Annotated in this window: 16 protein-coding genes and 1 pseudogene; 5 read left to right on the top strand and 12 right to left on the bottom strand. The window is 67.7% G+C overall.

Annotated features, from left to right (window positions below; all coding sequences use genetic code 11):
• Nucleotides 1-80: 80 nt before the first annotated feature.
• The gene (locus tag RF650_RS08535; protein WP_368814656.1) at nucleotides 81-1838 is read left to right on the top strand and encodes an oleate hydratase; all 1758 of its coding nucleotides are present in this window, start codon (nucleotides 81-83) and stop codon (nucleotides 1836-1838) included.
• Between the two features lie 47 nt (nucleotides 1839-1885).
• Here RF650_RS08535 and RF650_RS08530 read toward each other — a convergent pair whose 3' ends face one another.
• The gene (locus RF650_RS08530; protein WP_131334015.1) at nucleotides 1886-2317 is read right to left on the bottom strand and encodes a MarR family winged helix-turn-helix transcriptional regulator; all 432 of its coding nucleotides are present in this window, start codon (nucleotides 2315-2317) and stop codon (nucleotides 1886-1888) included.
• Nucleotides 2318-2558: 241 nt separating this feature from the next.
• On the opposite strand from RF650_RS08530, the gene RF650_RS08525 reads away from it, so the two are divergent.
• Nucleotides 2559-3254: a hypothetical protein gene (locus tag RF650_RS08525; RefSeq protein WP_368814655.1), complete on the top strand. Its 696-nt coding sequence runs from the start codon at nucleotides 2559-2561 to the stop codon at nucleotides 3252-3254.
• A gap of 251 nt (nucleotides 3255-3505) precedes the next feature.
• Here RF650_RS08525 and RF650_RS08520 read toward each other — a convergent pair whose 3' ends face one another.
• Nucleotides 3506-4546 (bottom strand): 3,4-dioxygenase subunit beta, encoded by a 1041-nt coding sequence (locus RF650_RS08520; protein ID WP_368814654.1) that lies wholly within the window; start codon nucleotides 4544-4546, stop codon nucleotides 3506-3508.
• Nucleotides 4547-5032: 486 nt separating this feature from the next.
• Between RF650_RS08520 and RF650_RS08515 the strand changes: the two genes are divergently transcribed.
• Nucleotides 5033-6358 (top strand): deoxyribodipyrimidine photo-lyase, encoded by a 1326-nt coding sequence (locus RF650_RS08515; protein ID WP_368814653.1) that lies wholly within the window; start codon nucleotides 5033-5035, stop codon nucleotides 6356-6358.
• Nucleotides 6359-6389: 31 nt separating this feature from the next.
• Entirely contained in the window at nucleotides 6390-7154 is a 765-nt protein-coding gene (locus tag RF650_RS08510) for an SDR family oxidoreductase (protein ID WP_368814652.1), read from the top strand.
• A gap of 103 nt (nucleotides 7155-7257) precedes the next feature.
• On the opposite strand, the gene RF650_RS08505 is transcribed toward RF650_RS08510, so the two are convergent.
• From RF650_RS08505 to RF650_RS08465, 9 genes and pseudogenes are all read right to left on the bottom strand, one after another.
• Nucleotides 7258-7941, bottom strand: coding sequence for a GNAT family N-acetyltransferase (locus RF650_RS08505; RefSeq protein WP_368814651.1), 684 nt, complete (start codon nucleotides 7939-7941; stop codon nucleotides 7258-7260).
• 14 nt (nucleotides 7942-7955) lie between these two features.
• Nucleotides 7956-8531 carry a PIN domain-containing protein gene (locus tag RF650_RS08500; RefSeq protein ID WP_368814650.1) on the bottom strand — a complete coding sequence of 192 codons (576 nt, stop codon included), beginning with the start codon at nucleotides 8529-8531 and terminating at the stop codon, nucleotides 7956-7958.
• 80 nt (nucleotides 8532-8611) lie between these two features.
• Nucleotides 8612-9043, bottom strand: a complete 432-nt coding sequence (locus tag RF650_RS08495) for a helix-turn-helix domain-containing protein (protein ID WP_368814649.1) — start codon at nucleotides 9041-9043, stop codon at nucleotides 8612-8614.
• 89 nt (nucleotides 9044-9132) lie between these two features.
• Nucleotides 9133-10100 (bottom strand): annotated as a pseudogene (locus tag RF650_RS08490) (AMP-binding protein); the annotation flags it as partial.
• Between the two features lie 47 nt (nucleotides 10101-10147).
• Nucleotides 10148-10411, bottom strand: coding sequence for a DUF2892 domain-containing protein (locus RF650_RS08485; protein WP_368814648.1), 264 nt, complete (start codon nucleotides 10409-10411; stop codon nucleotides 10148-10150).
• Entirely contained in the window at nucleotides 10348-10614 is a 267-nt protein-coding gene (locus tag RF650_RS08480) for a rhodanese-like domain-containing protein (protein ID WP_368814647.1), read from the bottom strand. Before RF650_RS08480 ends, RF650_RS08485 begins: the two co-directional genes overlap by 64 nt.
• 150 nt (nucleotides 10615-10764) lie before the next feature.
• Nucleotides 10765-11001 carry a TSUP family transporter gene (locus tag RF650_RS08475; RefSeq protein ID WP_368814683.1) on the bottom strand — a complete coding sequence of 79 codons (237 nt, stop codon included), beginning with the start codon at nucleotides 10999-11001 and terminating at the stop codon, nucleotides 10765-10767.
• A gap of 27 nt (nucleotides 11002-11028) precedes the next feature.
• Nucleotides 11029-11313 carry a TSUP family transporter gene (locus RF650_RS08470; RefSeq protein WP_368814646.1) on the bottom strand — a complete coding sequence of 95 codons (285 nt, stop codon included), beginning with the start codon at nucleotides 11311-11313 and terminating at the stop codon, nucleotides 11029-11031.
• Nucleotides 11292-11444 (bottom strand): hypothetical protein, encoded by a 153-nt coding sequence (locus RF650_RS08465; RefSeq protein WP_186313851.1) that lies wholly within the window; start codon nucleotides 11442-11444, stop codon nucleotides 11292-11294. The genes RF650_RS08470 and RF650_RS08465 overlap by 22 nt, the downstream gene beginning before the upstream one ends.
• A 284-nt stretch (nucleotides 11445-11728) precedes the next feature.
• On the opposite strand from RF650_RS08465, the gene RF650_RS08460 reads away from it, so the two are divergent.
• Entirely contained in the window at nucleotides 11729-12151 is a 423-nt protein-coding gene (locus RF650_RS08460; protein WP_368814645.1) for an organic hydroperoxide resistance protein, read from the top strand.
• Nucleotides 12152-12289: 138 nt separating this feature from the next.
• Here RF650_RS08460 and RF650_RS08455 read toward each other — a convergent pair whose 3' ends face one another.
• Entirely contained in the window at nucleotides 12290-13207 is a 918-nt protein-coding gene (locus RF650_RS08455) for a sulfite exporter TauE/SafE family protein (protein ID WP_368814644.1), read from the bottom strand.
• Between the last annotated feature and the right edge of the window lie 216 nt (nucleotides 13208-13423).

The following is a 13423-nucleotide window of genomic DNA, read 5'->3' as shown; positions in this document are numbered from 1 at the left end:
GTATTGCACTCAAAATTGAGTATGCTCAATTATGAACGCAGGGAGCGCCAAGGTGACGCTCCCGCGGAAGGAGGAACGACATGCAGTTCACAGCAGGCAACTACGAGGCCTTCATGCGGCCCCGCCCGGCGGAGCACGCACAGGACACCCGCGCGTGGATCGTGGGATCCGGTCTCGCCGGACTCGCGGCGGCAGTGTTCTTGATCCGGGACGCCGGCGTGCCCGGCGAGAACGTGACGGTGGTGGAGAAGGGCCAGCTGCCCGGCGGTGCCCTGGATGGGCTGGACGTCCCCGAGAAGGGCTTCGTCATCCGCGGCGGCCGCGAGCTCGAGAACCACATGGAGTGCCTGTGGGACATGATGCGCTCCGTGCCGTCCCTGGAGATCGCGGGCGCATCCGTGCTGGACGAGTTCGCGTGGCTCAACCTGGACGACCCCAACTACTCGCTGCGCCGCGCCACCGTGAAGCAGGGCCAGGACGCGGGCCACGAGGGCAAGTTCGACCTCCCGCAGCGCGCCCAGAAGGACCTCCTGCACATCTTCCTGGCCACGCGTGAGGAGATGGAGGGCAAGCAGATCCAGGAAGTCATGAGCAAGGAGTTTTTGGCTTCCCCGTTCTGGATGTACTGGCGCACCATGTTCGCGTTCGAGGAGTGGCACTCCGCGCTGGAGTTCAAGCTCTACCTTCACCGCTTCGTGCACCACATCGGCGGGCTGCCGGACTTCTCCGCGCTGAAGTTCACCAAGTACAACCAGTACGAGTCCTTCGTGCTGCCCCTGATCTCCTACCTCACCGAGCACGGTGTCACCTTCCAGTACGACACCGATGTCCGTGACATCGACTTCGCCCACCGCAACGGCGAGATCCGTGCCACCGCGATCCACTGGGTGCGCGAGGGCTCCACCGAGACCCAGGAACTGGGTGAGCACGACCTCGTGTTCACCACCATCGGATCCCTCGTGGACAACTCGAACGACGGCGACCACGCCACGGCCGCCACGCTAGACCGCGGCCCCGCTTCGGCCTGGGACCTGTGGAAGCGGATCGCCGCCAAGGACCCGTCGTTCGGGCGTCCCGAGGTGTTCTGCTCATCGATCGACGAGACCAAGTGGGAGTCCGCCACCGTCACCACCTTGGACGAGCGGATCCCCGAGTACATCCGCAAGATCGCGCAGCGGGACCCGTTCAGCGGCCGGGTGGTCACGGGCGGGATCGTCACGGCGGAGGACTCCTCGTGGCTGCTCAGCTGGACCGTGAACCGCCAGCCGCACTTCAAGAAGCAGCCGAAGGACCAGGTCGTGGTGTGGGTCTACTCGCTGTTCGTGGACACTCCCGGTGACTTCGTGAAGAAGACCATGGCCGAGTGCACGGGCGAGGAGATCACCCAGGAGTGGCTCTACCACATGGGCGTTCCCGTGGAGGAGATCCCGGAGCTCGCGGCCACCGGCGCCAAGACGGTTCCCGTGATGATGCCGTACGTGACCAGCTTCTTCATGCCCCGCCACGCGGGGGACCGCCCCCGGGTGGTGCCCGAGGGTGCCCGCAACTTCGCGTTCATCGGCCAGTTCGCCGAGACCGGCCGCGACTGCATCTTCACCACCGAGTACTCGGTGCGCACCGGCATGGAGGCCGTGTACCAGCTCATGGGCGTGGAGCGCGGAGTTCCCGAGACGTGGGGCAGCACCTACGACGTGCGCGTCCTGCTCGACGCCCTGACCCGGTTGCGTGACGGCGAGAAGGTGCGGGTCCCCGGGCCCGAGCCCATCCGCCGCCGGCTCCGCAAGCGCCTCGAACAGGGCGAGGTGGGAGAGCTGCTGGAGGAGTACGGCGTGCTGTGATCCTCAGTGCGGGCTGAGCGACCCTGCACGGGTGCACCCGGAAGCCGTCACAGTACGTGGCACAGCTTCTGGGCCAGCATGTGCAGGGTCTTCCTGTCCCTTGGGGACATGTCCAGCTCGTCCAGCAGCTCGCGCTGCATCCCCGCGGCCGGTTCCTGCAGGGCACGCCCGGCGTCCGTGAGAGAGATGACCACCGAGCGTTCGTCCTGCTCGCTGCGGCGGCGGGTCACGAAGCCCGCCGCCTCCACGCGGCGCAGCAGCGGGGAGAGGGTGCCGCTGTCCAGGGCGAGGGTCTCGCCCAGCTGGCGGACCGAGCGGTGGTCCTGCTCCCATAGCACGAGCATCACCAGGTACTGCGGGTAGGTCAGCCCGATGGCCTTGAGAGGTTCACGGTACGCGCTGGTCACCTTGCGCGAGGCAGTGTACAGCGCGAAGCACAGCTGCGTGTCCAGGCGGAACTCGGGATCCATGCCCACCATGGTACGGGAGGCGCCCACCACGGCGGGGTTGTGGAACAACGAGGGCACGTCGCGTATAGCTATGGCCCGGCTCACAGGGTGTCCGCATCCTTCCGCTCTACCCTTCCCCCAACAGCACGGAGACCCTGGTGCCGGAGCATGACCACGACCGTACGTCCACACCGGCCGGAGGATCCTCGGTGACCGCAGCCACCGCCGCGCTGGCTGCTCCGGTCTGCTGGTGGTACCGATGATGGCGGTCATGCTCACCGGTCAGCGGATCATGCTGATCATCACCCAGTGGCTGGTCATCCCGGTGCTCGTCTTCGCGTTCAACCACTCCCCGGCCATCTCCCAGTTCTCGGTGGCCATGAAGCACGAGTACGGCTCCCGTGCGAGCGAGCGCGCCTCGGTGGTGCTCAAGCGCAGCACCCTGCTGCTGGTGGTCTTCACCATGGGCTTCGTGTGGTCCTGCGTGCTTGCCCTGGGCCCCCACGGGCTGCAGGCCGCCAAGGACCAGAACCTGCCCGTGCTCTCCTACCTGGCCAACGAGCACGGCAGCCCGTTCATCGCCTACCTCGGCCCGGCCGTGGCGCTCGCGGCGATCGCCTCTTCGTTCTTCGGCCACTACATGGGTGCGGCGGAGGGTGCCACCGGCATCGTGCGCTCCATGGTGGACCGGGACGGCACGAAAATCAGCGACAAGGCCCTGCGGACGGCCGTGGCCGTGTTCATCTTCGTGACCACGTGGTTCGTGGCGATCGCCAACCCCAGCATCCTCTCGCTCATCGAGTCCCTCGCCGGGCCCGTGATCGCCGTGATCCTCTACCTCATGCCCATGTACGCCATCCGCAGGCTCCCCGGGCTGGAGCCGTACCGCGGGAAGATCTCCAACGTGTTCGTCACCGTGGCCGGCATTGTGGCCGTGAGCGGGATCGTCTACGGGCTGCTGCCCTGAGTCCCCGCCCCGGCAGGCTCCCACGCCCGGGCGGCGACGCCTGACCCGTGGACGACGCCGCTTCACACGGCCCCGCGCCCCGGCGCACGGGTGCCGGGGAACCGGCGGTGCGGCCGCGTCGTCCGCGGCGGGACCTGCGGGATCACTCGTTCGACGGAATTACTGGCCCGGGACGCCGCCGGGACCGCCCGCGCCGCCCGGTGCTGCGGCGGCCGTGGGCTCGGTGCTCGTGTCGATGGGGACGTCGATCGTCACCGTGACCCCTTGGCCACGCTGCCCGAGACCTTCGGCATCTGCATGTCCACCCCGTCCGAGAAGACGTTGTCCGTCTCCAGGGTGACCTGGGACATGTTCGTGGCGGAGTCCGGGTAGCGGGAGTCCTTGTAGACCGTGTTGGCCATCTCCTCCGACAGTGCGATCTGCGAGGTCAGCACCGCGTTGGTGGCGTTCGTGATCGAGCCGATGTCCGGGAAGACCTCGAAGTGGATGTGCGGCCAGCGGCCCGCGTAGCAGCCCGGGACGATCGACGTGAAGGTGACCTTGCCGTCGTCGCCCACCACCTGGACGCCGCGCAGGTACGTCTCGTCCTCCACGCCCTCCGAGTACATGGAGTAGTTGCCGTCCGGGTCGCAGTGCCACACGTACACGGCCGCGCCCGTCATGGGACCGTTGTCCTTGACCATGTCCACGATGTTCATCGTCAGGGTCATGGCTACGCCGTCCACCGCGGCGCCGCCGTCGATGCTCGCGGTGATGTTGCTGCGCTCCACCCCGGAGACGTCCAGCGCGTCCGCACCGTTGGAGCCGTCACCGGGGTAGGGCCCAGCGGTCTCCTGCGGCATCTCCTCGTTGTACGTCTTGGAGGGCGATGGCGTGGCGCTCGCGGTCTCGGACGCCGATGCGGTCGCGGAGGCGGAACTGGACGAGCTCGACGTCGTGGTTCCCGTGCACGCCGCCAGTGCGAAGACGCTCGCGCCGGCCCCGAAGATGCCGAGCGCGCGGCGGCGGTCGATCAGCGTTCCGAGGTCGAAAGCGAGGCCCTGGTCCTCTACGTCCTCGTGGGGGCGGTCCAGGACCCGTTCCTCGAACGTGCCGGCTGCGGGTGCGGGGAGGGCCCCGGAGGCGTCGTGACCCTCATCGCGGGGGTGGCCGGTGTCAGGGCCGCCGGTGTCGCGGTGCCCGGGGTGGTGGCGGCCCGCGTGGTCGCGGTCGGTGCTCTGCGACTGCATGGCGCAGGTCTCGGAGGTGGCCGGGTAGGTGCGGATGCCGCGGCGTCGACGGATCGGGTTCATTACATGCTCCTTCGGAAGGCGTTCAGTGGCGCGTCGAACCCCCGACGCTACGGAGCCGGGCTGGATCCACGGTCCGACCGGCCTGTGCTGCGCGTGGGGTGTGCCTGTGCCGGGGCTGTAGATTGACGGGGAGCAGGCTCCGGGCCCCGCGCAGTGCTGGACGGCCGGGGAGTCCGTGCGTGACGTCGTCCGCACAACCGGTGCGGACCGCGTGCCGTGGAACCGGCGCTACGGCGGGCTGTTGCCGTAGGCCCGACGCTCAGGGCGATCGTGGTGCGCAGCAGCCCCAGGGCCGGCGCGGCCAGTGCCACGATCAGCCACACGGCGCCGCGGGGTGGGAGGGGGTCGGACGTGTTGCGCACGGCGCCGATGCCACACAGGCCGGTGCCCGGTCCCTCCTCACCGGTGGGTGTGCCAGGCTGACAGGTGTCCCTTGACCGGCCTGGAATCCGGCACGTCCCACGCACGTCCCATCGAGGAGTTCGCATGACCACCGTGGTGCTGTTCCGCGACGACCTGCGGGTCACCGACCACCCCGCCCTGCACGAGGCGGTGTCCCACGGTGAGCCTGTGGTGTGCCTCTACGTGCTGGACGAGGAATCCCCGGGCATCCGGCCCCTCGGGGGTGCAGCGAAGTGGTGGCTGCATCACTCCCTCACGTCGCTGGCGGCGGATCTCGCCGCCCTGGGGACGCCTCTGACCCTGCGGCGAGGGGCGGCGGGGGAGGTCGTGCGCGACGTCGTCCGCGAAACCGGTGCGGACCGTGTGCTGTGGAACCGGCGCTACGGCGGGCCCGAGCGCGCGGTGGACGCCGGGCTCAAGGACTGGGCTGGGGAGAACGGGGTGGAAGCGCACTCCTACGCCGGGAACCTGATGTTCGAACCGTGGGCCATCACCACGCAGGCCGGTGACCCCTACCGGGTGTTCACCCCGTTCTGGCGCGCGTGCACGAGCGGGCCGCCTCCGCGTGAACCGTATCCGGCGCCGTCGTCCGTGGTGCCCGCCGAGCCCACCCCTGCCTCCGACGCCCTCGAGGACTGGGGGCTCCTGCCTACCGCGCCGGACTGGTCGGCAGGGCTGGCCCGCACGTGGACCGTGGGCGAGCGCGCGGCCCACGACCGCCTCGACGACTTCCTCGACGAGCGCCTGCCCACCTACACGCAGGACCGGGACGTCCCGGCGAAACCGGCGACGTCGGGCCTGTCTCCGCACCTGCGCTGGGGGGAGATCAGCCCGCACACCGTGTGGTACAGGGCGCTGTCCGGCGCGGAGAACCCGGGGAAGTTCCTCACCGAACTGGGATGGCGGGAGTACGCCTGGTACAACCTCTACATCCACCCGGACATGGCCACCCGCCCCATCAACCCCAAATTCGAGCGCTTCCCATGGCCTCCGCTGGACGAAGACGCGCTCGCCGCGTGGCAGCGCGGGCGCACGGGGATCCCCCTGGTGGACGCGGGCATGCACGAACTATGGGAGACCGGGACCATGCAGAACCGGGTGCGCATGGTGACCGCGTCTCTATTGGCCAAGAACCTGCTGATCGATTGGCGGCTGGGGGAGCAGTGGTTCTGGGACACCCTCGTGGACGCGGACCCCGCCTCGAACCCTCACAACTGGCAGTGGGTGGCCGGCTCCGGGACCGACGCCGCGCCCTACTTCCGGATCTTCAACCCCGAGACCCAGCAGAAGAAGTTCGACCCGGACTTCGTGTACGTGGACCGCTGGAACGGGCGGCAGGAGGGCGTGGAATCCATCGTGGACCTCAAGGCTTCCCGCGCCCACGCCCTGGAGCTGTTCAAGACCCTGTGAACCTCGCACGATCCACGCCTACGCTGGCCTCATGAAGATCGCCGTGCTGGGTGCCAGCGGGAGTTTTGGATCCGACGTCGCCGACCTCCTCGAGGCCGTCGGCCATATCGTGGTGCGGGCGAGCCGCCGCACGAGGGTGGACGTCGTGGCAGGTCGGGGGTTGTTGCAGGCCTTGGCGGGTGTGGACGTGGTCGTGGACGCTTTGCACATCAAGACGTTCGGTGCCCGCAAGTCCGTCCCGTTCTTCACGCGGGCCGCGTCTCAGACCGTTAAGGCGGCGCGCGAGCAGGGCGTGGGCCGGATCGTGTGCCTGTCCATCGCGGGTGCCGTGGATCCGCGGGTCAACGGCGGTTTCGGCTACTACAAGGGCAAGGCCGCGCAGGAAAGCGTGTACCAGCAGGCGGGGATCCCCTCCACCACGGTGCGCTCGACCCAGTGGTTCGATTTCATTCCCGCAACCACCGGCCTGGTCGCCCGCGGCCCGGTGGCCCTGGTGCCCACCCTTCTCATGGCGCCCGCGCGGCGCGAGGAGGTCGCACGGTTCGTCGCCGAGGTCGCCACCACCCATCGCGAGGCACGTCACGAGATCCTCGCGGTGCGCGGCCCGGAGGTGGACACCATGGCGAACTTCGCGCGCCGCATCCTCGCGGCCGGCGGTGACCTCGCGGGCCGCACGCCCAGTGTGCTGAAGGAAGCGCCGCTGCTCGGCCGGGCGATCGCCCACGGTGGCCTGATCCCACAGGACGCGTTCGTCACCTCGCAGCGCTTCGACGAGTGGTTGCGGGCGGAGTACTGAGAGGCGGCACCGCAGCGGCCCGTCGTGCGACGGGTCGATGTCGCGAGGACTGCTACCTTGCCGTCGTCAGAGCATGGCGCGTGGGCCTCTAGTGTGCTGGAGGTCAGTCGCGTTCGATCCTGAAGAAGCGGCGCAGCGCCTGCGTGCCCTCGTAGGTCACCGGCTCCCCGGGCCGCACGTAGGTGTCGGGCGTGACGACGACGCGCTGCTCCTCCATCCCGACCGTCCCCTCCCGGGTGTGCTGCACCCCGCGGGCCAGGCCGTTGTCCACGTAACCGGTCTTCCGGCTGACCGCGGCCGAGGCGTGATTGCCTACGACATACGCGGACTCGCACGTGAGCGCGTCCAGCTCATCGAATGCGAAGCCGACTGCCATTTGGCGCATGAGCGTCCCGAGACCCCTGCCTTGGTGTGCTCGGCCGAGCCACGATCCCGTGGTGACCCAGCGGGTGAGGGGGAAGTCCTGGGCCATCACGTCCTGCACGCCGACGAGCTCGCCGTCATAGCGGACGGTCAGCGCCAGGTTCCAGCGATCCGGCGCGAACGTTGACCGTTGCGTCCACCACCAGGACAGTGACGTCGCCGGGAAACCGTCCGGTGTCCCGGGGGCGTACGGTTCCTCGTGCCACGCGTGCGGGAAAGGCATGGGGAGGCCGGAGACCGAGATGCCGTTCTGGACGAGTTCTACGAGCTCCGGGAAGTCCTCGTCCCGGAGTACACGCAGTTCCACGTTCCTGCAGGTGATGCGCAGCCCGTAGGGCGGGAAGATCTCCTCCAACGTGAGCATGTCAGGAAGCGTCCTCAGGGTAGTTGAGCAATGTGGGCTAAGACCTCTCGGATTCGGAAAGCAAATCGGGGACACCCAGCTTTGAGGAGCGCCTGGTCCAACTGCAGGTGGTTGGACTTGCCACTCCAATACTTTATTTGATTGCGCGCAATGGGAACTACGCAGGCCGGATTCGAATCAGTAACCAGCAAAAAGAAATCGTCTGGATGGATGACCTCATACGGTTCTGTCTCGGGTGTTGTCGTGATGTCATTGGGATCGTTGCATGTGAGGATGATGTCTGCGCCTCCGAAAACGGCCCCTGCGTGGACGTGGTAATCGTGGCGATCCGTACCGGTGAAGTCGAGATCGGACGGGAAGCCCTGCAGGACCTCATCCATGTTCTTGCGTATCAGCTGCGCCCGCTGGGCGGTTCTATGTCCCGGAGCTGTAGGGCATTTCTTACGCATGTTCGCGATGACCTCCGCGAAGACGTCCTCCGTGCTGTGGACCTGGAACATCGCGGGGTTTTCAAAGCGCAACAAGAAGAGCCAATCCATCAGGGTCTTGCTGAAGAGGACGTTGGCATCGACGAAAACTCTTTGCGTCATGGTCCCAATCTAATGACATCACGTGGGGCACCCCGGTTGAAAACAGGGGTGCCCCACGTGTCGCTCACGAACGCATGATCTCAGTCCTCGAAAAGCTCGACATCGTCTGCCGCGTCGAGTGCCCGCAGTTTCTCGAAGGCGTCGCGACGTTCCGTTTCCCGCTGTTCCCGCAATCGGAGGACATCGGAACGACGGAAGCGCGTATGTGATCCGACCTTAAAGGATTCGATCAGCCCCTCGCGGGTCCAACGGAGAAGGGTGGGGCGAGAGACCCCCAGGATGTCCGCGGCCACCGTACTTGTCAGCTCGTCGGGCATTTGAGCAATGCTGACCGAACCGTGCTCGGCAATGGCCGTGAGTGCATGGAGGAGTGTCCTCTGGACCTCGTCCGGGAGTTCCACCTCCCCGCCGTTTGCATCGCGCAGAACCAAGGTTGAACCCTGACGCGCGGGGGCCTGCGCCGCGCGCACGGTCTGGGCCGAGATCGTGATCCGCTCAGTCATGGTGGTCATTGGCGTCTCCCTTCGCGCCGTGCTTGTAAGTATTTAGTTATACCGTAACACTCATTCACATATACGTGAAATGGCCTGTGGGTTCTGCGCTCCAGATGCAGCAGCTTGAGCGCCTCCTCACGTATCTCCACCTTGCGACCTTGCCCGTGACGGTCATGGGCAACTCCTCCACCACGTGCACATAGTGCGGGATCTTGTGGTGGGGGATCTTCCCCCGCGAGAACTGCGCGATGGATTCCGTCGTGATGGGGGCCGCGCCCTGACGCGCCCGGATCCACACCATGAGCTCCTCCCCGTACTTCTTGCTCGGTACACCGATCACCTGGGCGTCCACGATGTCCGGGTGGGTGTAGAGGAACTCCTCGACCTCGCGCGGGTAGATGTTCTCCCCGCCCCGGATCACCATCTCGTTGATGCGGCCGGTGATCTGCGCGTACCCGTCCTGATCCATGACGGCGATGTCCCCGGTGTGCAACCAGCCGTCGGAGTCGATGGTCTCGCGGGTCTTCTCCTCCTGACCCCAGTAGCCCTTCACGACCGAGTAGCCGCGGGGGTGGAACTCCCCGGCCGTGCCGCGCGGCACGGTCTCACCTGTGGAGGGATCCACGGTCCTGCCCTTCACGGGCGGGTGCACCCGGCCCACGGTCTCCACGCAGCGGTCCACCGAGTCGTCCGCGCGCGTCGGGAAGCTCACCGGCGAGGTCTCCGTCATGCCGTAGCAGATCGCGACCTCGCTCATGTGCATCTTGTCGATCACCTTGCGCATATGACCTCCATGGGGCACGGGGAACCGGCCATCACGCCGCTGCGCAGCGAGGACAGGTCGTAGTCCCCGAAGTCCGGCAGCTCGAGCTCGGCGATGAACATGGTGGGCACCCCGTACAGGCTTGTGGCCTTCTCCTAGGAGACGGCGCGAAGCGCGGCCCGCGGGTCGAACCCCGGCCCCGACAGGATGATCGCGCTGCCGTGGGACGTGGGACGTGGCCGCGAGGTTGCCGATCACCATCCCGAAGCAGTGGTACAGCGGCGGCACCACCACGATGCGGTCCTTCTCCGTGCAATGCCGCCGAGAGAACGTTCTCGGCGGCGCTGCGGTGTCGCGTCTCAAGAGAGCCGACGCGTGACGTCCGCCAGGTGGACGTGGTCGCGCTGGTTGTGCGGCAGGGCCGAGAGCAGCTGGCCCATGGCGCAGGTGTTGCTCACGGCGGCGAAGACCAGCCCCGCGCCGACGGCGCCGGAGAACCATGTGGCACGCGGCGCCACGGTGCTCGTCAGAATCCCTGCGAGTACCAGGGACCCGGCGGTCAGTCGGACCTGGCGTTCCAGATCCCAGCACCGGTGCGCACCGTGCGTCCGGCGTCGCGCCATGCGTCCATCCCGCCGGTCAGGACAGTTGCGCTCGTCATACCCGCCGAGGCCAACAGCTCCGCGGCGCGCGTTGAGCGGGCTCCGGGGCGGCAGATCACCACGGTGTCGCGGGGTAGTAGCTGCCCGATCTGCCGGGTGTGCTTCTCGGTGAGAGCCAGGGGGGCGTTGACGGAGCCCGGAATGTGACTGATGCCGAACTCCACGGGGGTCCTGACGTCCAGGAACAGCGGTGCACCCTCATGGGATCCTGGAGTTCGAAGGCGGAAACGGTGGCGGGTGAGGACATGGTGTTCTCCTTCTCGAGTGGTTGTCGGACGGGACGGTGCCCGGCTCGGGTGCGGGGTGTCACAGGGTCAGCCCAGGAGCCGGGGCACGCTTTGCAGGGCGGTGTAACACCCCGTGAGCACCAGCAGGCCGGCGAAGCCCAACGACAGCAGGCGCGTGTTGATCCGGTGGCCCACGCGGGCGCCGAGTGCTGAGCCCACCACGGCGGCGCCCGCGAGCGGCCCCACGACCTCCCACTCCAGGTGGGGTAGGACGCTCGCGTGCAGCGACAGGGTCACGAGACTATTGACGAGGGCGGTGAGGATGAGCGGTAGCCATGAGCGCGGGTCGGATCATACGGGACGGTTCTCGGGGCCGTCGTGGTTCGAGGACGGGCGGGGCGAGCGTCGCCGCGTGTTATTCACGATCATGGCCGCGGCCACGACCATGAGCAGCGCCGAGAACAGCGTGAGCAGCACGGCGTCGTCCAGCAGTCCGGACACGTCGGCAGCGAGCACCGCACCCCCTGTGCCCAGGGCGCCGAAGACCACGCCGATCCCAGAGCGGACGTGGCGGCCCCGGAGATGCGAGACCAGGCCCGAAATCGCACCCGAGATCACGACCACCAGAGAACCCACCGTTGCGTGGGTCGGGGGAGTCCCGGGGTGAAGGTGAGCATCGGTACGGTCATGATGGCCCCGCCGCCGCCCAGCGCGCCCATGACGAGCCCCACCAGCAGCCCTGCGATGACGACGATGAGCGCGATCACTCCTGCGGGATGATGACGGTCCTGGGGTGCGCGCCGAAGCGAGCCTGCTCGCTGTAGCACATACCCCCGGGGGTAATTTTGGAGCGAGGGAGAATCGTGTGCGGATCACGCGGTGGGGTGCAGGGGAGGGGGATTCCGGAGGGCCTTCACCGGCCCGTCCCGCATGAAAAGTGCACGTCTAGATTGTGGACAATCTAAATACCGCGACCTACCATCGATTGCGGTCGTACCACCCGGCGTTCAGGGCCGGGGCTCACCGGCCACGGAAAGGACGAGGAATCATCATGAAGGCTATGTACACCGCGGAAGCGCTTGCCCAGGGCGCGGGCCGCAACGGCAGCGTCGCCACCAAGGACGGGTCGCTGCAGTTCGACCTGGCCGTGCCGAAGGAGATGGGGGGATCCGGGAACGGCGCCAATCCCGAGCAGCTTTTCGCCGCCGGGTACGCGGCCTGCTTCCACTCCGCCCTGCAGATGGTCGCCCGCCAGCAGAAGGTCTCGCTCGGGGATTCCGCCGTGGGTGCCCGCGTGCAGATCGGCGACAATGGCGCAGGCGGGTTCACCCTGGCCGTGCAGTTGGAAGTGATCATCCCCGAACTCGAGCACGACGCGGTCCAGGAGCTCGCGGACGCCGCGCACCAGGTCTGCCCCTATTCCAACGCCACGCGCGGCAACATCGAGGTCACCGTGACCGTGGTGGAGGATTGACGAGCGCATCGCACCGCGCCCGATGAGAGCGCACGGCACGTCCCCGGCGTCCTGCGGCCCTGACGTGACGCGCGGGCGGGAGCCACGAGCCCCACGGCGCCGAGGGGGATGTCACGTCCCCTCGGCGCGACGTCGCCCTCAGACGTTCTCGGGGACGCGCACCTCGGTGCGCAGGGTCGCGGAGCGGCGGTCGGCGAGTTCGCGGCGCACGACCCAGACGACCGCGACGATCCACAGCAGGGCGAGCACGCCGAGGATCGCGTAGTACGCGGCGTCGCCGGGGAGGCGCGCCTGCACGGCGTCCAGGCGCAACAGGGTACGCGTGTTTGTGAAGATGATGAGTCCGCCGGCGCCGACGGCGAGGATGCGCGGGGCGAGCCAACGCACGAGCCACGCGGCGATCGGCGCGGCCACCACACCGCCGATCAGCAGAGCCAGGACCATGCCGAAGTCGATGCCCTGGCTGCCGAGTGCCATCAGGAACCCCACGGAGGCACCCAGACTGACCACGAACTCGGACGTGTCGATGGATCCGATGACCTTGCGCGGGGCGATCTTGCCGGAGGCCAGCAGGGTGGGGGTGCCCACGGGGCCCCACCCACCGCCGCCGATCGCGTCCATGAAGCCCGCGACCGTGGCCAGGGGGATCAGGAAGAATCCGCGCACCTTGCCCGTGAAGTTCGGGCGCCGCCCGCCGAGCCGCAAGAACCGCCACATCACGTAGCAGCCCAGCAGCAACAGGATCACGGACATCACCGGTGCGGCAGCCTCCCCGGAGAGGGTCAGCAGATGGGCGCCCGCGAACGCGGCGATCCCGCCGGGAACCGCCATGAAGCCCACGACGCGCCAATCGATGTTGCCGAAGCGCCAGTGCGAGAGCCCGGAGGCCAGGGTGGTGCCCACCTCCGCGAGGTGCACTGTCGCGGACACCGAGGCGGGGGTCAGACCCACGGCCAACAGCAGGGTGGATGAGGTCACGCCGTAGGCCATACCGAGCGAACCGTCCACGAGTTGCGCCCCGAAACCCACCAGGGCGAGCAAGATCAATGTACGCACGGTGCGACTCCTGTGCAGTGGAAGGGGTGAGGTGACTCAGCCTAGGAACCGGGTGGGCGCTCACCCAAGGAATGTTGCGCCGTGCGTCACAACGTGTAGTGCGATGACATCCGCTTGACATCGGCCGGGGGACGTCTTCTCTTGTCAATCGTCAGTACGCTGACGAGGATGGGAGGGTCAGCGATTCCGCCGACCGAGACGTCCGACGAAAGGACA

The organism is Kocuria sp. CPCC 205297 (assembly GCF_040981035.1).
GTDB classification, from domain to species: domain Bacteria; phylum Actinomycetota; class Actinomycetes; order Actinomycetales; family Micrococcaceae; genus Kocuria; species Kocuria marina.
The sequence above is the reverse complement of the archived record's forward strand: the minus strand, read 5'-3'. Positions and strand labels throughout refer to the sequence as shown.